19 protein-coding genes, 1 tRNA gene and 2 pseudogenes are annotated in these 19,602 nt (G+C 69.1%); 10 read left to right on the top strand and 12 right to left on the bottom strand.

The window, feature by feature from the left end; genetic code table 11:
- Nucleotide 1 precedes the first annotated feature (1 nt).
- Nucleotides 2-874, top strand: coding sequence for an alpha/beta fold hydrolase (locus tag PSS76_RS19695; protein WP_069854805.1), 873 nt, complete (start codon nucleotides 2-4; stop codon nucleotides 872-874).
- 73 nt (nucleotides 875-947) lie between these two features.
- Here the strand turns inward: PSS76_RS19695 and PSS76_RS19690 are convergent, their stop codons facing one another.
- The 5 genes from PSS76_RS19690 to PSS76_RS19670 are packed head-to-tail and all read right to left on the bottom strand — an operon-like array spanning nucleotide 948 to nucleotide 6,958.
- Nucleotides 948-1,988 carry an ABC transporter substrate-binding protein gene (locus tag PSS76_RS19690; protein WP_005515932.1) on the bottom strand — a complete coding sequence of 347 codons (1,041 nt, stop codon included), beginning with the start codon at nucleotides 1,986-1,988 and terminating at the stop codon, nucleotides 948-950.
- A gap of 44 nt (nucleotides 1,989-2,032) precedes the next feature.
- Nucleotides 2,033-2,509: a RidA family protein gene (locus PSS76_RS19685; protein WP_013414720.1), complete on the bottom strand. Its 477-nt coding sequence runs from the start codon at nucleotides 2,507-2,509 to the stop codon at nucleotides 2,033-2,035.
- A 31-nt stretch (nucleotides 2,510-2,540) separates the two neighbouring features.
- A complete protein-coding gene (locus PSS76_RS19680) occupies nucleotides 2,541-3,917 on the bottom strand; it encodes an FAD-binding oxidoreductase (RefSeq protein ID WP_337456557.1) in 1,377 nt (458 codons plus the stop codon).
- A gap of 11 nt (nucleotides 3,918-3,928) precedes the next feature.
- Nucleotides 3,929-5,506, bottom strand: coding sequence for an N-acyl-D-amino-acid deacylase family protein (locus PSS76_RS19675; protein WP_106850905.1), 1,578 nt, complete (start codon nucleotides 5,504-5,506; stop codon nucleotides 3,929-3,931).
- A gap of 12 nt (nucleotides 5,507-5,518) precedes the next feature.
- Entirely contained in the window at nucleotides 5,519-6,958 is a 1,440-nt protein-coding gene (locus tag PSS76_RS19670) for a Na+/H+ antiporter NhaC family protein (protein ID WP_013414723.1), read from the bottom strand.
- 136 nt (nucleotides 6,959-7,094) lie between these two features.
- On the opposite strand from PSS76_RS19670, the gene PSS76_RS19665 reads away from it, so the two are divergent.
- Nucleotides 7,095-7,982 (top strand): LysR family transcriptional regulator, encoded by an 888-nt coding sequence (locus tag PSS76_RS19665; RefSeq protein WP_013414724.1) that lies wholly within the window; start codon nucleotides 7,095-7,097, stop codon nucleotides 7,980-7,982.
- A 51-nt stretch (nucleotides 7,983-8,033) separates the two neighbouring features.
- Here the strand turns inward: PSS76_RS19665 and PSS76_RS19660 are convergent.
- Both PSS76_RS19660 and PSS76_RS19655 read right to left on the bottom strand, forming a co-directional pair.
- Nucleotides 8,034-8,110 (bottom strand) — tRNA-Pro (locus tag PSS76_RS19660).
- Between the two features lie 55 nt (nucleotides 8,111-8,165).
- A complete protein-coding gene (locus PSS76_RS19655; protein ID WP_337456556.1) occupies nucleotides 8,166-9,146 on the bottom strand; it encodes a metallophosphoesterase in 981 nt (326 codons plus the stop codon).
- Between the two features lie 64 nt (nucleotides 9,147-9,210).
- On the opposite strand from PSS76_RS19655, the gene PSS76_RS19650 reads away from it, so the two are divergent.
- Together PSS76_RS19650 and PSS76_RS19645 are read left to right on the top strand one after the other, a co-directional pair.
- A complete protein-coding gene (locus PSS76_RS19650) occupies nucleotides 9,211-9,687 on the top strand; it encodes a GatB/YqeY domain-containing protein (RefSeq protein WP_005515923.1) in 477 nt (158 codons plus the stop codon).
- A gap of 159 nt (nucleotides 9,688-9,846) precedes the next feature.
- Entirely contained in the window at nucleotides 9,847-10,191 is a 345-nt protein-coding gene (locus PSS76_RS19645) for a hypothetical protein (RefSeq protein WP_337456555.1), read from the top strand.
- On the opposite strand, the pseudogene PSS76_RS19640 reads toward PSS76_RS19645, so the two are convergent.
- Together PSS76_RS19640 and bagA are read right to left on the bottom strand one after the other, a co-directional pair.
- A pseudogene (locus PSS76_RS19640) lies at nucleotides 10,182-10,553 on the bottom strand (ArsA family ATPase); the annotation flags it as partial. The gene PSS76_RS19645 and the pseudogene PSS76_RS19640 overlap by 10 nt on opposite strands.
- Nucleotides 10,550-11,590, bottom strand: coding sequence for an ATPase BagA (bagA, locus tag PSS76_RS19635; protein WP_005515912.1), 1,041 nt, complete (start codon nucleotides 11,588-11,590; stop codon nucleotides 10,550-10,552). The pseudogene PSS76_RS19640 and the gene bagA, both read right to left, overlap by 4 nt.
- 55 nt (nucleotides 11,591-11,645) lie before the next feature.
- Between bagA and sp36 the strand changes: the two genes are divergently transcribed.
- Together sp36 and PSS76_RS19625 are read left to right on the top strand one after the other, a co-directional pair.
- Nucleotides 11,646-11,810: a Sp36 family protein gene (gene sp36 / locus PSS76_RS19630; RefSeq protein ID WP_005515911.1), complete on the top strand. Its 165-nt coding sequence runs from the start codon at nucleotides 11,646-11,648 to the stop codon at nucleotides 11,808-11,810.
- A 5-nt stretch (nucleotides 11,811-11,815) separates the two neighbouring features.
- Nucleotides 11,816-12,286: a RidA family protein gene (locus PSS76_RS19625; protein WP_084848725.1), complete on the top strand. Its 471-nt coding sequence runs from the start codon at nucleotides 11,816-11,818 to the stop codon at nucleotides 12,284-12,286.
- Nucleotides 12,287-12,333: 47 nt separating this feature from the next.
- Here the strand turns inward: PSS76_RS19625 and PSS76_RS19620 are convergent, their stop codons facing one another.
- Nucleotides 12,334-12,984 (bottom strand): TetR family transcriptional regulator, encoded by a 651-nt coding sequence (locus PSS76_RS19620; protein ID WP_337456554.1) that lies wholly within the window; start codon nucleotides 12,982-12,984, stop codon nucleotides 12,334-12,336.
- Nucleotides 12,985-13,114: 130 nt separating this feature from the next.
- Between PSS76_RS19620 and PSS76_RS19615 the strand changes: the two genes are divergently transcribed.
- Nucleotides 13,115-13,879, top strand: coding sequence for an SDR family NAD(P)-dependent oxidoreductase (locus PSS76_RS19615; protein ID WP_064058280.1), 765 nt, complete (start codon nucleotides 13,115-13,117; stop codon nucleotides 13,877-13,879).
- 126 nt (nucleotides 13,880-14,005) lie between these two features.
- On the top strand, nucleotides 14,006-14,791 hold the full coding sequence (locus PSS76_RS19610; protein ID WP_337456553.1) for an MBL fold metallo-hydrolase: 786 nt from the start codon (nucleotides 14,006-14,008) through the stop codon (nucleotides 14,789-14,791).
- Between the two features lie 34 nt (nucleotides 14,792-14,825).
- Here PSS76_RS19610 and PSS76_RS19605 read toward each other — a convergent pair whose 3' ends face one another.
- Together PSS76_RS19605 and PSS76_RS19600 are read right to left on the bottom strand one after the other, a co-directional pair.
- Nucleotides 14,826-15,392 carry a hypothetical protein gene (locus PSS76_RS19605; protein WP_337456552.1) on the bottom strand — a complete coding sequence of 189 codons (567 nt, stop codon included), beginning with the start codon at nucleotides 15,390-15,392 and terminating at the stop codon, nucleotides 14,826-14,828.
- Nucleotides 15,392-17,148 (bottom strand): annotated as a pseudogene (locus PSS76_RS19600) (DEAD/DEAH box helicase). Before PSS76_RS19600 ends, PSS76_RS19605 begins: the two are co-directional and overlap by 1 nt.
- A gap of 60 nt (nucleotides 17,149-17,208) precedes the next feature.
- On the opposite strand from PSS76_RS19600, the gene PSS76_RS19595 reads away from it, so the two are divergent.
- Entirely contained in the window at nucleotides 17,209-18,021 is an 813-nt protein-coding gene (locus PSS76_RS19595; RefSeq protein ID WP_337456601.1) for a TetR/AcrR family transcriptional regulator C-terminal domain-containing protein, read from the top strand.
- A 105-nt stretch (nucleotides 18,022-18,126) separates the two neighbouring features.
- On the top strand, nucleotides 18,127-19,602 hold the full coding sequence (locus PSS76_RS19590) for a 2-hydroxymuconic semialdehyde dehydrogenase (RefSeq protein WP_064078549.1): 1,476 nt from the start codon (nucleotides 18,127-18,129) through the stop codon (nucleotides 19,600-19,602).

Below are 19,602 nucleotides of genomic sequence, written 5' to 3'. Positions count from 1 at the left end.
AATGCCGCCTGGCGAGCTCGAGTCCGTAGTCCTGCACGGTGACGTACTGCGATTCGTCGACGTCGGTTCCGGGCCTCCGGTGGTGCTGGTACACGGTCTGCTCGGTTCGCACGAGTCGTGGGGCCCGCAGATCAGCCAGCTGTCCCGGAAGTACCGGGTGGTGGCACCGGACCTCTTCGGTCACGGGGCATCCGACAAACCGGCCGGTGACTATTCGTTGAGTTCCCACGCGGCCACCCTCCGGGACCTGGTGGAACATCTCGGAATCTCCTCGGCGTCGTTCGTCGGCCATTCGCTCGGTGGCGGAATCGTGATGCAGCTGACGTACTTGTTTCCCGAACGGGTCGATCGCCTGTGTCTGGTGGGCAGTGGCGGACTCGGAACGGAAGTGAGCCTGCTGCTCAAGGCCGCCACCCTGCCCGGGAGCGAGCTGGTGCTGCCGGTCCTGGCGTCCGACTGGGTGCGGCGCAACACCGAGGGCGTGCTCGACCAGCTGGGCAGACACCTGGGCCGGTTCGGATTTCCGGCGCAGCCGAGTCGCAGTGCCGCCGAAACGTGGCGAACGTTCAAGACGGTGTCCGACAAGCCGACGAGGGACGCCTTCCTCGCGTCCACCCGCGCGGTCGTGGGACTGCGCGGGCAGACGGTCAGCGCCAAGCAGCACTTCGCGAGATTCGAGTCGCTTCCATCGCTTCTGGTGTGGGGTGGCAAGGACCGGATGATTCCCGCCGCGCACGCCGACAACCTCCGTCGCGTCGTCCCCGGGAGCCGCGTCGAGATCTTCCCCCGAGCAGGTCACTTTCCGCAGCTGGACGAACCGGAGCTGTTCCTCCGCGCACTCGACCGGTTCCTGGAAGAGGATGCGGCCAGTTAGTGGAGAGCCGAGGATGTGCAACGACGAGGCCCGGCACCGAAATCGGTGCCGGGCCTCGTCGTGAATGGAACGGTTACTGCTTGCTGCCCAACAGGTTCTGCAGATCATCGAGCACGATCATCGCGCCGGTGGGGCCGAGCGCGAGGAACCACGTCTCGTCGGACACCGGGACGGCCTTGCCGTTCTTCACCGCGCTCATGCCGGCCCACAGCGGACCGCCGAGCACCTGCGCCTCGGCGGTGGTGTCGGGCTTGCCGTAGGTGGAGTAGAAGATCCAGTCGCCGTCGGCCTGCGTGATGGTCTCGGGGCTGACCTCGACGGCCAGTTCCTCGATGTTCTGGATGTCGGGGCGGCGCAGTCCGACGTCCTGCAGGATCACGCCGATGAACGACAGGTTGCCGTACAGGCGGGTCTTGCCGGACATGAAGCGCACCAGCGAAATCGACGGATCGCCCTGGATGCTGTCGCGAACCTCGGTTGCGCGGGCCTGGTAGTCGTTGAGCACCGACTCGGCCTTCGTCTCCTCACCGACCGCGTCGGCGACCAGTAGGAAGTTCTCCTTCCACGGGAAGCCGGGCCGGATGCTGAACACCGTCGGAGCGATCTCCGCCAACCGCGGGTACGTCTTGTCGGCGCGCAGCTTGCTGCCGAGGATCAGATCCGGTTGCAGCGCGACGATGGCCTCGAGGTTGAGGTTGTTGGTGGTGCCCACGTCGGGGACGCCCGCCAGCTTGTCCGCGAGATACGACGGCTGCCCGGCGAGGCCCTCGGGGTTCGCGATCCCGACCGGCGTGATGCCGAGCGAGAGGACGTCGTCGAGTTCGCCGCCGTCGAGCACGACGACGCGCTCGGGCTTCTTCTCGATGACGGTCTCGCCCAGCGCGTGCTTGACGGTGCGCGGGAACTGACCGGGCTGCGCGTCGCTGCCCAACTCCGCGGTCGCGGTGTCGGCGGTCGCGAACAGGCGGCCGCCGGTCGCGACCTCGGTGTTGCCGGCCGGGCCGTCGGCGGCGGTGTCGGAGGAGCCGCACGCGGTGGCGGCGAACACGGTCGCGAAAGCGACCATCGCGATACGAACCGAGGTCCGCTTGCGCAGAGAGGATCGAACGAACATTAGGCCAGGCTAGCCTGCGGGCTCGGTGATCTTCGTCTCGGGTGTCACCGGACCTCGAATACGAATTCCACCTCGACCGCCGACCCGCGGGGGAGTTCGGCCAGTCCGATCGCCGACCGGGCATGTCGCCCGGCTTCCCCGAACACCTCGACGAGGAAGTCCGAGGCGCCGTTGATCACCACCGGCTGCTGGGTGAAGCCCTCCGCGGACGCCACGAAGCCGACCACCTTGACGGCCCGCACGACGTTGTCGATGCCGACCAGATCGTCGACCGCGGCCAGAGCGTTGAGAGCGCACAGGCGGGCCGCCGCAGACGCGTCCGCGACCGACACCGTTCCGCCGACCTTTCCGGTGCAGGTGCACGTTCCGTCGACGAGGGGGAGTTGGCCCGACGTGTAGACGAGATCACCCGTGCGCACAGCGGGCAGGTACGCGGCCGCGGGCACGGCGACCGGAGGTAGTTCGGTGCCGAGTGCGTGCAGCCGTTCGGTCCACGTACCGGTCGTTGCGCTGTTGGTCATGGTTCTCTGAACTCCTTCGGTGTGGAAAGGGTTACGCCCTACCGGCCGGCAGGATGTGGGGATTGAGCAGGTGCGCAGGGTCCAACGCTGCCCGGATCGACCGCATGACGTCGAGGTCGACCTCGGTGCGACCGAGACCGATCCACAGCGCCTTCGCGCGTCCGACGCCGTGCTCGGCGCTGATGCTGCCGTTGTGTCGGGTGACGCGCCTGAGCACCAGGTCGGTGATCGCCTCGCGCTGGTCCACCGCCACGTCCAGGAGGTTGACGTGGATGTTGCCGTCGCCGAGATGACCGAAGCAGATGGCGCGCACGGACGGGGCCGCGTCGGCGAGATCCTCGCCCAGCGCCGTCAGGAACGATTCGATCTCCCGCAGAGGCGTGGAGAGATCCAGCTTCAGTGGGGGCGTCGTCGATTCGGCACCGACCGACTCCGTGTGCCCTTCGCGGTACCGCCAGAGCCGGTGCGCGGGACCCTCCTCCACCACCGCATCGAGGACGGAATCCGCGGATTCCTGCAGGACACCGAACAGCACGTCCTGCGCCGAATCCTGACCCGACACCTCGACCAGCAGGTAGAAGGGTGCATCGGCGTCGAGGGGAGCCCGGAGTCCGCAGTGGCTGCGGACCAGGTCGACGCCGGCCCGCGTCATGAGTTCGGCAGCCTCGAGCGTCAGACCCGCCCGCCGGACCGCCGCCGTCACCTCGAGTGCCGCGCCGACGTCGTCGACACCGACGAGAGCCACCTGCGTCTCCCGGGAGGGGACGACCAACCGCATGAGAACCCGGGTGATCACCGCCAGCGTCCCTTCCGCCCCGGCGAGCAGTCCCGGCAGGTCGTACCCGACGTTGTCCTTGGTCAGTTCCTTCCACCGAGTCAGGATCCGGCCGTCCGCCAGGACTGCTTCGATTCCGAGCAACTGGTGACGGGTGTTGCCGTTCTTGATCATTCGGATTCCGCCGGCATTCGTGGAGACGATGCCGCCCAGGGTTGCCGTGTCGCGGGATGCGAGGTCGATACCCAGATCCAGGCCGATCTCGCGGGCGGCCTGCTGGGCCCTGGCGACCGTGACCCCGGCCCCGGCGGCGATCGTCAGACCCACCGGGTCGACCTGTTCGATCCGGGTGAGGCGCGCGGTGCTGAGCACCACTTCGCCCTCCATCGGCACGGAACCCCCGACCAGTCCGGTGTTGCCGCCCTGCGGTACCACCGCGACACCGGCGCGGTGGCACACCCTCAGCACGGCGGCCACCTGCTCGGTGTCGGCGGGACGCACCACGGCACGGGTCCGGCCGACCCAGTGTCCGGTCCAGTCGATCACGTACCCGGCGACGACGTCGGGGTCGGTGAGCACGTGGGCCCGGCCGACGACGGTCGCCAGCGCGTCCACGAGTTCCAAGGTCTGCACTGTCTTTCCTCCTACTTGCTTCGGCTGACGAGGCGGCCGGCCCGCGCGCCGGTGACCTTGCCGTCGAGGACGGCGGGCGTGCCGTTGACCAGCACGGTCCGCACGCCGCGCGCGAGTTGCCAGGGATCGTCGAACGTCGAGGCGTCGTCGACGGTGCTCGGGTCGAAGACGACGACGTCGGCTGCCGCACCCACTGCCAGGACCCCGCGATCGTCGAGTCCGATGCGGGACGCCGGCAGGGATGTCATCTTCCGGATCGCCTCCTCGAGGCGGAGCGTGCCCTGCTCGCGCACGTAGCGGCCCAGCACGCGGGGGAACGTGCCGAAACTCCGTGGGTGCGGGCGGCCCGCGCCGGTGGGGGTGAGCACCCACCCGTCGCTGGCGACGGCGACCCAGGGGTGTGCCAGCACGGTTCGGACATCGTTCTCGTCCATGGCGTGGTTGACGATCGCGACCGAACCCTGATGGGCGGCAAGCACGTCGAGTGCGGCCTCCGCGGCGTTTGTGCCCCGCTCCGCACCGATCTGCGAGATCGACATGCCGATGCAGGTATCGAACTCACCCGCCGAGAGGTCCGCGATCACCACACCGTCCGGATCGATGTCGCGCCCGAATCGGGCACGCAGCTCGTCGGCGATCCGGGTGCGCTGCACGGGATCGGCGAGCCGAGCCAGGAGCGCCTCGCGTCCGCCGTCGACCGCCCACCGGGCCAGTCGCGACGAGAGGTCCGTACTCGAAGCGGTGTACGGGTACACGTCCGCGGTCACGTCCACACCACGCGCCCGGGCGGCGTCGATCAGTTCGAGTGCACGGTCGACGGCACCCCAGTTCTCGGGTCCCATCGCCTTCAGATGGGAGATCTGGAGGCGGGCGCCCGCGGCCTCCGCGACACCGATCGCCTCCTCGACCGCTGCGACCATCCCGGACGTCTCGTCGCGCATGTGCGTCGAATACAGCAGTCCGGATGAGGCGGCCGCGGCGACCAGGGCCCGGAGCTCATCGGTGCCGGCGAACAGTCCCGGCATGTAGATCAGGCCCGTCGAGAACCCCACCACACCCGGCGCGCCGGCCGAGTCCCGGACGATCCGGCACATCTCGTCCAGCTCGGATGCCGTCGGCGGCCGGTTCTCGGCGCCGACGACACTGCTGCGGAGCGCGTTGTGCCCGAGCTGCAGCCCGACGTTGACGGCCGGGCGGGTGGCCTCGAGGGCCGTGCCGAATCCGCGCGCGTCGGTCCAGTCGCAGGGGAGGGGGGTCTCGGTGAAGACGGTGGCGAGCTCGGTCTGCGTGGGATCCGGGAGCGGGAACGGGGAGTGCCCGCAGTTGCCCGCGATCAGCGTCGTCACACCCTGTGCCAGTTGGGTTTCCGCGGCCGGATGGGCCGGAAGCGTGAAATCGGCGTGCGAGTGGAGGTCGACGAATCCGGGGGCGATCACGGCCCCGGACGCATCGATGGTTGTGCGAGCGGTGAACGGCCCCTCGCCGATCGCCGCGATTCGCCCCGCGGTGATCGCGACGTCGGCGCGCCGCGCGGGCGTACCCGTTCCGTCGACGACCAGTCCGCCCGTGACGGTGATGTCGTAGTCCACGAGTGCTGTCTCCTAACGGGTTTCGACGAACATGATCACGGCGTACATCACGGTCGCGGGCACGAGCAGGCACCAGCCGGTGATCAGCATGTTCCGCAGACTCGTCGACTGTGCGAGGCCCAGTGCGCCGAACTGGTTGGCGTTGGGGAAGGGGCCGTACGTGTCGGCCTTGGACGCGAACAGCAGCACGATCACCCAGGTACTCGCACCGACACCGACGCTCGTCGCGATGTCGCCGAACAACTTGTCGAGCAACACCACCTGGGCGGCGGTGGCGCCGGGCACTCCGACCCAGCCCAACAGCGAGATCGCCACCGCGAACGGGAACGGGCCCATGTCCTGCAGGCTCGCTCCGTAGGACTCGATGACCACGGTGAACGGGTCGATCAGGTTCACCGCGTTGAACAACACGGCCAGCAACCAGAACATCAGGAAGATGTTGACGAGCGTGGCGGCACCCCGATAGATGTGCTCGGCGATCTCGGTGGGCGTCAATCCGCCGGCGACACCGGTGACCATCGCGAGCACCGGAAGCGCCAGCAACGGGAAGGCCGTGCCCGCGGACGTGACCGTGGCATAGACGACGCTCGCCAGGAGTGCCACGGCGAAGACCGCGGTGGCGCGGACGGAGTGGGCCGCCTCGGACGAGCCGTCGTCGGTGAACATGTCGTCGCTGTAGAAGTCGTCACCGTCGCGCTCGGTCCGGCGCTGCATCCACGGCACCACGACCAGACCGAGGACGAGGGACAGCACCGCCAGCGGCCCGGCGCCGTAGAGGACGTACTGGAGGTAGCCGACCTCGGCGGCGTCCATGATGGCGATGTTCGAGCCGGCGAACGGGGCCAGGGCCAGGCCGGCGCACCCGCCGATGAACAGTGTCGATGCGGTCGCGCTGCGCGTGAAGCCCATCCGGGCGGCGATGGGCAGCAGCAGCGGCGCGGCGATGGCGAGCGCTCCGGCGAGCGTGCCGAGGGCCGCAACCAGGATCAGACAGGAGATCATCATCCCGAAAGTGACTGCGGCGCGGCTGCGGTCGCCCGCCACACGCATCACGGCCCGCACGATCTGACCCGCCACACCCGTCGCGCGCAGCACCTCGGCCAGGCCTGCGCCCAGCACGATGATCAGTCCGATCATCGTGATCTGGTCGCCCACCGACTCGCCGAGGATGTTCGCGGCCGCAGCCGGCGCCGGCATCAGGATCAGCAGCGCGGAGGCGATCGCGACCACGGTCGCGACCATGATGTCCATGCCGAGGAGCGCGAGCAGTGCGTACAGGCCGATGGGGAGCAGTCCCCACTGGGTGGGGCCGTCGACGACGATGCCCGCCGCCACGGACAGGGCGAGTCCCACGGCGGCCAGCACGGAGGCCGGAAGGGGGGTGCGTGGCCGCGGAGGAGCCTGCGGAGTCGGCGCGGTCACCGGCGCGGTGACGGGGGTGTCCTGGGGCATTTCACTCCTCGAAGTAGTGAAAGTCCGTCGTGACAGACGAACGGGTGGGGGAGAGGAGGTCAGCTTCCCCCGGGCCCCGGCGACACGTCCAAGTCGCATTTGCGAACGTGTGATCGTTTTTTCTTATAGTCACCGGGTGAACCTCCACAGGGCCCGATATCTGGTGTCGGTTGCGAACCACATGAACTTCACCCGCGCGGCCGCCGACCTCAACGTCGCGCAGTCGGCCCTCAGCCAGCAGATCAAGGTTCTCGAACGCGAGATCGGGGTGACCCTCATCGATCGGCGCGGACCGCGGATCGGCCTCACGGAAGCCGGTCGGGTGGCTGTGCAGGAGGCGCGGTACCTGATCGTGGCCGCCGACCGGGCGGTGGCACGGATCCGCGCGGCCGCGCGGGACTCGGGAGAACTGCGGATCGCCCACACCCGGTCGTGGGCGGGCGGCTCGATCGCGAGCGCCATCCGTGAGTTCCGGGCCCGCTATCCGGACGTGGCGATCGACGAGCACCGGGGGTTCACCGCGCGCAACCTCGAACTCGCGTCGGAGGGCGTGGTCGACGTCGCGGTCGTGCGTCCCCCGGTCGATGGCGCACACGACCTGGTGGTGCGGGTGATCGATCGGGAGGAGTTGCTGCTCGCGGTGCCGGCGTCGCACGAGTTCGCGCGGCAGTCGTGGGTGGCGCCCGAGCAACTGGCCGAGCAGCCGGTGGTGTTCTGGCCCCGCGTCAACGGTCCCGGAATGTACGACGCCATCGTCGAGCAGTTCTGGTCCGGGACCGGACCCCGCGTGGTGCGCAACGAGGCCGACGACGAGCAGGTGCTGCACGCGGTCGCGGCGGGGGTCGGCATCGCGCCGATGCCGGCCGGGCGGGCCGCCGCCTTCCGGGTCTGCGGCGTGCACCTGTGCACGGTGGCCGGACCGCCCAAGTATCTGGACGTCGGCATCGCATATCGGCGCGACAACCCCAACGTCGCGCTGCGGAGCTTCCTCGAGCTGTGCCGACTCGCGGCAGAGGAGAACTGACGAGAAAAGACCCCGTCCGCACGAGCCGGACGGGGTCTTTCTGTTCTTCACTGGTCGGGGTGGCGGGATTTGAACCCACGACCTCTTCGTCCCGAACGAAGCGCGCTACCAAGCTGCGCCACACCCCGGTGTTGAACCTCGGATAGCTTACAACACTGTTTCACCGGGGGTTAAATCGGCTGGTCAGCGACGCAAAACGGCACTTTCGACGGCGGCGGAACCGCGACCGGTCGCGGTCTCCTCACGCGGCGCGGGGACGAGCGTGAGCAGGGTCGCCTCCGGGCGGCAGCAGAACCGCGCCGGTGCGTACGGCGACGTGCCGACGCCGGCGGACACGTGCAGGCGCGTGTGCGCTCCCCACCGTGACGGCCCCTTCACACGCGAGCGGTCCAGCTGGCAGTTGGTCACCAGGGCGCCGTAGAACGGCAGGCACAGCTGGCCGCCGTGTGTGTGGCCGGCCAGGATCAGGTCGTAACCGTCGTCCGCGAAGCGATCGAGGACCCGCGGCTCGGGGGAGTGCGTGATCCCCAGCTTGAGCTGCGCCAGCGGGTTGGGCGGACCGGCAATCGTGTCGTAGCGATCACGCTTCAGGTGCGGGTCGTCGACGCCGGCCGCGTCGATCCGCACGCCGGCGACCTCGAGTTCGCGGTGCACGTGCGTGACGTCGAGCCAACCGCGCTCGGTGAACGCCGCCCGCAGATCCGCCCAGGGCAGCGGCGCGCCGAGCACGCGGCGGTGCTCCTTCTTGAAGTACTTCATCGGGTTCTTCGGCTTGGGCGCGAAGTAGTCGTTGCTGCCGAAGACGAACAGACCGGGGCGGGCCAACAGTCCGCCCATCGACTGCACGACCGCCGGAACGGACTTCATGTGCGACAGGTTGTCGCCGGTGTTGACGACCAGGTCCGGATCCAGCCGGTCCAGCTCACGCAGCCAGTTCTGCTTGAGCTTCTGGTTCGGCATCATGTGCAGATCGCTGATGTGCAGCACCCGCAGCGTCGCTGATCCCGGTGCCAGGACGGGCATCGTCGCCTCGCGCAGGGCGAAGGCGTTGCGCTCGATGAGCGAGGCGTAACCGACGCCCAGAGCGGCGGCGCCCGCGGTGGCCAGCGCGGACCGGTTCAGGGTGCTGCGGGCGGGGAAGCGGCGAGACAGATCAGACACCATTTCAGAATACGGGTGTCCGCAATGAAGGTGCAGGACACCGCGTCGGGCGCGTACCGTTCGGCGCATGGCCGATACCGCACCCACCCTCAAGTCCACGCTCCGCGCCGACCTCACCGCCGCGATGAAGGCCAAGGATCAGCTGCGGTTGTCCACGCTGCGCATGATCATGGCCGCGATCCAGACCGAGGAGACGTCCGGTAAGGAGGCCCGCGAACTCACCGACGACGAGGTCATCAAGGTGCTGGCCAAGGAATCGAAGAAGCGGGGCGAGGCGGCCGAGGTCTACACCGAGGCCGGACGCGGCGAACTCGCCGCCAACGAGCGGGCCGAGGCCCAGGTCATCGACGAGTACCTGCCGACACCGCTCACCGACGCGGAACTGGCCGACGTCGCGGACACCGCGATCGCGCAGATCGCCGAGGAGATCGGGGAGCGCCCCGGCATGCGGCAGATGGGCCAGGTCATGAAGGCCGCCACCGCCCTCGCCGCCGGCAAGGCCGACGGATCCCGGATCTCCAAGGCCGTCAAGGACCGCCTGTAGCGCCGACGGATCGTCTTTCGATCGTTTCTGTCCGTAACGACCGAATCCCCGTGCAAGATCGACTTCATGATGGAGGGCTGCCAAGCCCTCCACGGGGAGGAGATCGGCATGGGGTGGATCGGTTCGAGGACAGGACGTTCGCTCGTAGTGGCGTTCGGTATGGCCGCTGCCGTCGCGGTGGCCACACCGGCGACCGCGTCGGCCGCGGTGGTTCCGGGTGAGCTCGTCCAGATCGACTGGCTCGCGACGAACGGCGGCGAACGCGGGATCTTCAGGTTCGCCTTCCCGGTTACCATCGACGAGATCGGCGTGACCGGTCCGGGGCAAACCCTCTCCGTCGGCCAGCATTTCGGTTTCCAGAACTGGCAAAACGGCTACATCGGCCTCGAGATCGAGCGCCCGACCGCGGACGGACCGCTCGTCGCACGCACGGTCTTCAGCTACTTCGGTCCCGACATCCAGTACGCCGGATGCGGTCCGATCAATCCCGGGCCCGTCTGGTAGAAGGGGTTGGCCAGGATCTGCTGCGCCTTCTCGGGTGACGAGTGCTCGAGCACCATCTCGTCGAACGTGCGCCGCATGTTCAGCATCATCGCGTGCAGTTCCCCGGTGGAGCCGGGGGCGAGCTGTACCAGCTGGGGCTCGTTGTCGAGGTCCTGGACCCCGAGTGCCTGAGCGAGCCGGCGAGCCGGATCGATCGTCAGCACCGCGACGCGTCGACCCTGCTCGGCCGCCCGCAGAGCCATCGACGCGGCGGTGGTCGTCTTGCCCACACCGCCCGCGCCGCAGCACACGACGATCCGGGTCTTCGGGTCCGTCAGAACCGTGGACAGATCGAGGGCCGGTGCCTTCCGCGGCGGGTTCATCGCACGCCCTGCTCGGTCAGCCGCTCGGCCAGCTCGTAGAGCCCCCCGAGGTCGACGCCGTCCACCAGTGCCGGCAGATGCATGCGGGCCACCTTCACCTCGTCGAGTCGATCTGCGCTCTCGTCCTGCGCGGCCAGGGTGGCCGCGTGCTCGATGGTCTCGGTCAACAGACCCGCGAAGTCGTCGTCGGACAGCTCGATCCCGGCGGTCGCGAGCCCGGATCGGACCGCGTCGGCGTCGATCCGTCCCTTGGCGGCGTCGGCCTGTGCCTCCCGCGGCAGGAACCGGCTGTCGTTGCGGTTGACGATCACCGTCCCGAGATGGAGGTCGGCGGCGCGCAGTTCGGTCACCGCATCCGCGGTTTCCTGCACGGGCAGCGCCTCGAGCAGCGTCACCAGGTGCACGACGGTCTGCTCCGAGTGCAACAGCCGCACCACACCCTGGCTCTGCGAGTGGATCGGCCCGCCCTTCGCCAGCTCCGACATCGCGCGGGTGACGTCGAGGAACTTGCCGATCCGGCCGGTGGGGGGCGCATCGACTACGACGGCGTCGTAGACCGGGCGGCCGGCCTTGTCGGTGCGAACTACGCACTCCTTGATCTTGCCGGTGAGCAGCACGTCGCGCAGGCCCGGCGCGAGCGTCGTGGCGAACTCGACGGCGCCGATCTTCTTCATCGCGCGGCCCGCGAAGCCCAGGTTGTAGAACATGTCGAGGTATTCGAGGAACGCGGTCTCGAGATCCACCGCGAGCGCGAACACCTCGCCGCCGCCCTCGGCGGTCGCGATCTTCGTCTCCTGCGGCGGCAGCGGGGGCACGTCGAACAGCTGCGCGATGCCCTGCCGACCCTCGACCTCGACCAGGAGGACGCGTCGGCCCCCGGCGGCCAGCGCGAGCGCCAGTGCCGCGGCCACGGTGGACTTCCCGGTCCCGCCCTTACCGGAGACGAAATGCAGGCGCGCCGCGTCGGCGACGGGCGGCCAGGCCTGCCCCTCGGCGTCGGGCCGCTCCTGCGCGGCTGTGTCTGTCGGTGCTGCCACGGGGACGAGCCTATAAGTCGGAGGGCAGGAATGTGCGGGGGATAGGCTCAGCGTCATGAGCGAATTGACTACCTGGGAGTATGCGACCGTGCCGCTGCTGACGCACGCGACGAAGGCGATCCTCGATCAGTGGGGTGGAGACGGCTGGGAGCTGGTCACCGTCCTGCCCGGCCCGACGGGCGAGCAGCACGTCGCGTACCTCAAGCGTCCGAAGGGCTGACCCGGGTGACCGACACTGCACAGTCCTGGACCGCGCGACTGGCCGAGCTGGGCATCGAACTGCCGCCCGTCGCGGCCCCGGTCGCGGCCTACGTGCCTGCGGTCCGTTCCGGAGATCACGTCTACACCTCCGGCCAACTGCCGTTCGTGGACGGCAAGCTGCCGCTCACCGGCAAGCTCGGCGGGGGCGTGTCCGACGCCGATGCCAAGAACGCCGCGCGTACGTGTGCGCTCAACGCGCTCGCTGCGATCGACGCGCTCGTGGGACTCGACTCGATCGTGCGGATCGTCAAGGTCGTCGGCTTCGTCGCCTCGGCCGAGGGGTTCACCGGCCAGCCCGCGGTGATCAACGGTGCCTCGGAATTCCTCGGTGAGGTCTTCGGCGACGCCGGCATCCACGCCCGCTCGGCCGTCGGTGTGGCGGAACTGCCGCTCGGCTCGCCCGTCGAGGTGGAGATCATCGCCGAGGTGCGCTGAGCGCGCCCCACGCCGACTGAGCCGCATCCCTGGAAAGGGGATGCGGCTCAGTTGTTTTCGATGGCCAGTGCCGGATGGTCCAGCAGTGTGCGCATGCACCGCTCGGCGAGATCCGCGGGACCGCCCGGTCCGGTGGTGGGTGCGTCGGTTGCCGCCCACGTCTCGACCGCGATGCGCATCGCGGCGTTCACGGCCGCGGCGGTGAGTCGGACGACCATGGGGTCCGCGTCCGGGTCCATCCGCGTCGCGAGGGCGCCGACCAACCCCTCCTCCGAATCGTGTTGCACCCGAAGCCACACCGCGTGCAGTCCCGGTTCGTCGTGCACGGTCCGCAGGAGCCCGCGGGTCCAGTGCAGCATCTCCTCGGCCACGTCGTCGGCCGGGGTGAGGGCGCGTCGGGTCGCGCTCTCGATCGCGTCGCGCACCGACGACCCGGCAGTAGGGTCCGAGTCCTCGGTGAGGTAGGCGATCCAGCCGGTCACGCCGCCCGCGAGCAGGGGTGCGACGGCCTCTTCCTTGGTGCGGAAGTAGCGGTAGAACGTGCGCAGTCCGATACCGGCCGCGGCCGCGATCTCTTCCGCGGTCACCGCCGATGCGCCTCGTGTGGAGAACAGTTCGCCCGCACGGCGCGAGATCTCGAGTTGTGTCGCCGCCTTGCGTCGCTCGGTCAACGACGTCACGGGCTGCAGGCCGGGCATATCGGGTCCTCCGCTCGTATCGAATCGCAGACTACCGGTTCTGTTCGGGACAATTGCGTGACACGACGTGCCATGAAGGCCTACTGTGCCAGTGGGCTGCACCACACACTGTAAGCGAACAGGAGAGAAAATGAAGCGATTCGAAGGCCGCCGCGTACTCGTCACCGGCGCCGGGTCCGGCATCGGTCAGGCCACCGTCGCCCGCATCCTCGAGGAAGGTGGCACCGTCGTCGGCGCCGACGTGTCGGAGGCCGGGCTCGAGGTGACGCGTGAGCGCGCCGCCGCAGCCGGCACCGCCGACCGGTTGACCACCACCGTCGTGGACATCTCGAACGAGGACTCGGTGCGGGAGAACATCGGCGGTGCCGTCGAGACGCTCGGCGGACTCGACGTCCTGATCAACGCCGCCGGCATCCTGCGTTCGTCGCACACGCACGAGACCACCCTCGACTTCTGGAACAAGGTCGTCGGGGTCAACCTCACCGGCACCTTCCTGGTCACCCGCGAGGCGCTGCCCGCGCTGCTCGAGTCGGGCAAGGGCGTCGTGGTGAACTTCAGCTCCACGTCCGCGCACTTCGCGCACCCGTACATGGCCGCGTACGCCGCCACCAAGGGCGGCATCCGCTCCTTCACGCACGCGATCGCGCTCGAGTACGCCAAGCAGGGTCTGCGCGCCGTCGCCGTCGAGCCCGGCAGCATCGCGTCCGGCATGACGAGCGACCCGGGCTTCCCCGAGGGTGTCGATCCGAGCCTGATCGGCAAGCTGTACCCGTGGATCGGCGAGGGCTTCGCGCCGCCGGAGGACGTGGCCGGCGTGATCGCGATGCTGGCCTCCGACGACGGCAAGTTCGTCACCGGCACCGAGATCCGGATCGACGGCGGCACCCATATGTGAGTGCACCTGCGCCGCACCAGGTGTCGGGTGGCGCGACCGGCAGCGGTCCGGAGTCGTACAGTGATGTCGGTTTCGAGTGCCCGGATTCTCCGGGTCCGCTGTCGGTCCGTCACGAAAGGCGCGCCCATGACGCTCCAGCACCCCGCGTACGCCCAGCTGCGCCAGGTCACGCCCGTCGCCGCCGTCATGCTCGAGCAGAATCCGAGCATGTACTCGCTCGACGGCACCAACACCTGGATCCTGCGGGCCCCGGGGGGCGACGAGTGCATCGTGGTCGACCCCGGTGACGACGACCCCGACCACCTGGCGCGGGTCGCCGGCGTCGGGACCGTTGTGCTGACGCTGATCTCGCATCGTCATCACGACCACACCGGTGGCATCGACCGGTTCTTCGAACTGACCGGTGCGCCGGTGCGTGCCGTGCACGAGGAGTTCCGGCGCGGCGGTGGCGGCGGTCTCGACCACGACGAACTGATCGAGGCCGCCGGGCTCACCCTGCGGGTGCTGCGTACACCGGGGCACACCGCCGACTCGGTGTCGTTCGTGATCGAGGGGGAGAGATCGGTGCTCACCGCCGACACCATCCTCGGCCGCGGCACCACGGTTCTCGACGCATCGGACGGCAACCTGCGCGACTACCTGGCGTCGATGCAGACGCTCATCGACCTCGGGCCGGGGCGCACCGTCCTGCCCGGGCACGGCCCGGAACTGCCCGACCTCGAAGCGGTCGCGAAGTACTACCTCGCCCACCGGGAGGAACGTCTCGCCCAGGTCCGCGGTGCCCTCGACGCGCTCGGCGCCGATGCCGACGTCCGCGCGGTGGTCGAGCACGTCTACACCGACGTGGACGAGACGTTGTGGCCGGCGGCCGAGCAGTCGGTGCGCGTGCAGTTGGAGTACCTGCGCGGCTGACGGTCAGCGCGCCGTACTCGCGGTGTCCTCCCGCTCAGCGCGAGGCAGACGAGCGGGCTCCGAAGAACGTGGCCGGATCCAGCGAAGCGACGGGAGTCCAGCGCGCGGGAGGCCCGGCGCTCTCCGAATCGCTCGGTGCCGCGGTCGCGTAACCCTGCAGATCCAGAGCGAGTCGCGGATTCTCGTCCACTCGGCGGGCGATCTCGTAGAGGACCGCGAGCACGTGCAGGCAGGTCGCCGTGCGCGCCGAACACGAGCAGTCGGTGTCGACGAGAACCGGCGCGAGGGTGATGCCTGCCGAGACGATCGCGCGATACGTGTCGTCGGTGAGCATCGCGGTGTCCGGCGCGATCTCCGACACCGCAGTGATCGACGCCCTGCCGAGCGGAGCCACCTCGAGTCGTGTCACCGACGCCGCGCCGCCGCGATGGATGGAAGCGTGCACGACCCGACCCTCCACCGTGGCCTGCACGAGGTTGTTGCGAGCGAGGCTGCGGGCGCGCGGCAGCTGCAGGCGCACTGACTCGCTCTGGCGCAGCGGTTGGGCAAGCCGCACCCAGTCCCTTCCCCAGAGGGTGTAACCGAACTCGTTGTTCGCCATCATTTCTCCCTCTTGCGGCGCAGGATCTGATCAACTGGTCGTCGTCCAGGCCGGCGAGTGCCGCGATACCCGCCGCATCTTCGAGGTCCGTGAGCGCCGCCTTGCGACCGTGCATGCCCGCGATGTGCTCCTCGACGGTGGTGGTCGAGGTGAGTGTGGTGACGGTGACCGTCCGGGTCTGACCGATCCGGTGCGCGCGGTCGGACGCCTGCGCCTCGACGGCGGGATTCCACCAGCGGTCGAAGTGCACGACGTCCGCGGCGCGGGTCAGGGTCAGCCCGGTGCCCGCCGCGCGCAGACTCAGCACCAGTGCCGGTGGCCCGTCCTCGGACTGGAACCGGGACACGATCTCGGCACGCTCGGGCTGTCCCAGTCCACCGTGCAGGAAGGGCGCGACGACGTCGAACTGCTCGGCGAGATGACGCACCAGCATCTCGCCGGTCCGGCGGTACTGGGTGAAGATCAGTGTCGGACTGCTGGTTTCCATGTTGGTGGCCACGATGTCGGTACACAGGTCGAGCTTGCCCGACCGGCCTGCCAGCGAATCCATTTCGCCGGTGATCAGTCCGGGATGATTGCAGACCTGCTTCAGTGCGGTCAGCACCGCGAGAACGCGGCCGTGACGTTCGATACCGGCGCCGAAACCGTCGTCGACCGCCTCCGCGAGCAACACGTCGTAGATCTCCTCCTGCTCGGCTGTGAGATCGCACAGCAGATCGTTGTGGATCTTGGGCGGTAGTGACGCGGCGACCTGAACCTTTCTGCGTGCCAGCACGATCGGCTCGATCGTGTCGCGCAGGCGGGCCGCCGCTGCCACCGAGCCGTCCCGGACCGGCTGGACGAACCGTCGCCGGAACTGTGCCCGATGCCCGAGCGCGCCCGGGGACACCAGGTTCACCAGCGCCCACAGCTCGTCGAGGTGGTTCTCCACCGGCGTGCCGGTGAGCGCCACCTTGGCCGCGCTGTCCAGCGCCCGTGCGGCCTTGGAGATCTGGGTGCGCGGGTTCTTCAGCGCCTGCGCCTCGTCGAAGACCACCGTGCGCCAGCGCTGTCCCGCCAGCGTGGCGGCGTGTGTTCGCAGAGTCGGGTAGCCCACGACGACAACGGTTCCCGGATCGTCGGGGATGTTCCCGCCGCGCCACACCGCCGGGTGCAGTCCCGGCGCGAACCGCCCGATTTCGTGCGTCCAGTTGCCCACCAGAGACGTCGGGCAGACCACGAGCTGGGGTTCGGTCTCCGCCCGGCCGAGCAGGAAGCCGATTGCCTGCACGGTCTTGCCGAGTCCCATCTCGTCGGCGAGCACCGCTCCACCGTGCGTCCGGACGGTCTCCCGCAGCCAGGCTGTGCCCCGGGCCTGATAGGGCCGCAGTTGTGCCTGCAGGCTCGCACTCAACTCCGCGGCGACGGCTTCGGCCGCGCGCAACACGCGGTAGGCGTGACCGGCCGACACGATCGCGGTGCGGGAGGCGTTCGGCACCGCATGGGCCGCGATGGGCAGCGGCGGTGTCGTGCCGTCCGCGTCGGCCGGGAGTTCGGTGGCGCGCACCGCGTCCCGCCAGAGCGCCACCGATTCGCCCGCCGCTTCGACGGTCAGATCACCGAGGGAAGCAACCTCCACGAGCCTGGCATCCACCTCTGCGGGCTCGAGCGCGCCCCCCACCCCTACCGGGAGCGCGAGCGTGAGGGTTTCGCGGTCGCCCGGTACGCCGGGAGCCCGACCGGCGGCGCGGCCCGCCCACGTCCAGAGCGCGAACATGTGTCGATCCGGCAGATAGGTGGCCTGTGTGCTGAGCAGGGGAACCCCTCCATGTGGCGTATGGTGTACGGAGTTCTGACAACGTACACCGTACTGGATTTGTTCCGAAGGGCCTCCGTGAGCGAAGAGAGTGCCGCTGAGCAGGCGAGACAGCTGGTGGACCTGCTGTGGCGTCACCACCTGCCGCCACGGCCGACCAGACGCGGCCCCAAGCAGGCCGTCAGCGTCGACGCGGTGGTCGACGCGGCCGTCGCCCTCGCGGATCGGGACGGCTACGCGAGCGTGTCCATCCGCGCGGTCGCCGCCGAGTTGGGGCTGCGACCGATGAGCCTGTACACCTACATTCCCAGCAAGGATGCCCTCACGGTCCTCATGGTCGATACGGTCGCGGGCGAGGACGCCCCGATCCCGGGCGAGCTCCCGCCCCGTGAACGGATGGCCGTCATCGCCCGCCGGATCCGTGCCGAAATCATCGCGCACGCGTGGCTCCTGGAAGTGCCGCCCTGGCGGCTGGTTCTCGGACCCGGGAGCATGCGGCGTTACGAACTGCAGCTGGCCGCCATCGAGGGCATCGGCCTGTCGGACGTCGCGATGGACCGGGTGATCGCGGTGCTGTCGGAGTTCGCGACCGGCAACGCCCGCGTCGCGGTCGCGGCGATCGACGCCGCCCGGCAGTTGAGCGACGAGCAGTGGTGGGAGGTGCACGGGCCCATGTTCGCCGCGGCGGTACTGCCGGACCTGTTCCCGTTGTCGTCACGAGTGGGTTCCGCGGTCGGCGAGCTGTACCAGGCGCCCGCGGATCCGGACGGGGCGTTCGAGTTCGGGCTCGCGAAACTGCTGGACGGGATCATGAGTGAGCTGTCGGAGCACTGAAGGGCCTGCTGTTCGATCGTCCTGCCGGGACGTATGCCGACGAGGGCATGGCGGAAGGCCGTTTTGGCATTTGTTCGGTATGGATTCGGGCTCGACGATTGAGCCATGACTTCAACCCTCGACGGCTGGATCCGTAACTTCGTCGACGGCACCTTCGTCGACCCCGATCCGCGACGCGGATTCGACCAGGTCGATCCCGCGACCGGGCGGGTCCTCGCCCAGGTGCACGAGGCCGACCAGGCGCTGGTCGATCGCGCCGTGAACGCCGCACGCCGGGCCCTCGACAACGGCTGGGCCGACACCCCGGTCCGCGAGCGCACCGCGTTGCTGCGCCGCGCCGCAGACCGTATCGAGGAGCGCTTCGAGGAATTCGTCGCGGCCGAGATGGCGGACACCGGCAAGCCGATCACCCAGGCGCGGGAGCTGGACGTGGCGCGGGCGCTCACCAACTTCCGGACGTTCGCCGACGTCGCGGCCGCCGCCGGCCAGGAATCGTTCATGACCGATCTGGCGGGCGGGCGGCAGGCGCTGAACTACGCGGTCCGCAAACCACTCGGGGTGGTCGCGGTGATCGTGCCGTGGAATCTGCCGCTGCTCCTGCTCACCTGGAAGGTGGCGCCCGCTCTGGCGTGTGGCAACGCCGTGGTCGTCAAGCCCAGCGAGGAGACTCCCGCCACCGCGACGCTGCTCGCGGAGGTCCTGGCCGAAGTGGGGTTGCCTGCCGGCGTGTACAACGTGGTGCACGGCTTCGGCGGCAACTCCGCCGGTGAGTACCTCACGACCCATACCGGGATCGACGGCGTCACCTTCACCGGATCCTCCGCGACCGGCTCGCACGTGATGAAGACCGTCGCACCGCGCGTGCGCCCGGTGTCCTTCGAGCTCGGCGGCAAGAATGCGGCGATCGTCTTCGACGACGTCGACCTCGACGAGGCGCTCACCGGGCTCACCAAGTCCGTCTTCACGAACACCGGCCAGGTGTGCCTGTGCACCGAGCGGGTGTACGTGCACCGCTCCATCTTCGACGACGTCGCGTCCGGTCTCGTCGAGCGGGCCCGGCAGCTGCGTCTGGGCGATCCGAAGGACGAGAGCACCACCACCGGGCCGCTGATCTCACAGGGGCATCGCGACAAGGTGATGAGCTTCTTCAAGATGGCCGAACAGGCCGGCGCCGAAGTCCTCACCGGAGGCGGGATCCCGGATCTGGGGCAGGAGTTCGCGTTCGGCTCGTGGGTCGAGCCCACGCTGTGGGCCGGGCTGACAAACGAGGATCCCGTGTTGCGTGAGGAGATCTTCGGGCCCGTCGCCGCGCTGGTGCCTTTCGACACCGAGGCGGAAGCGATCGCCCTCGCCAACGACACCAAGTACGGACTGGCCGCGTCGGTGTGGACCAACGACCTGCGCCGCGGACACCGTGTCGCGCAGAAGATGAACGTCGGAATCTCCTGGGTCAACACCTGGTTCACGCGCGAACTGCGATCTCCCTTCGGCGGTGTCGGGCTCTCCGGCATCGGGCGCGAAGGCGGCGAATCGTCGTTGCACTTCTACACCGAGCCCACCAACGTGTGCGTGGCGCTGTAA

It is taken from the genome of Prescottella sp. D32 (assembly GCF_037287305.1).
In the GTDB taxonomy this organism is placed as follows: domain Bacteria; phylum Actinomycetota; class Actinomycetes; order Mycobacteriales; family Mycobacteriaceae; genus Prescottella; species Prescottella equi.
The sequence above is the reverse complement of the archived record's forward strand: the minus strand, read 5'-3'. Positions and strand labels throughout refer to the sequence as shown.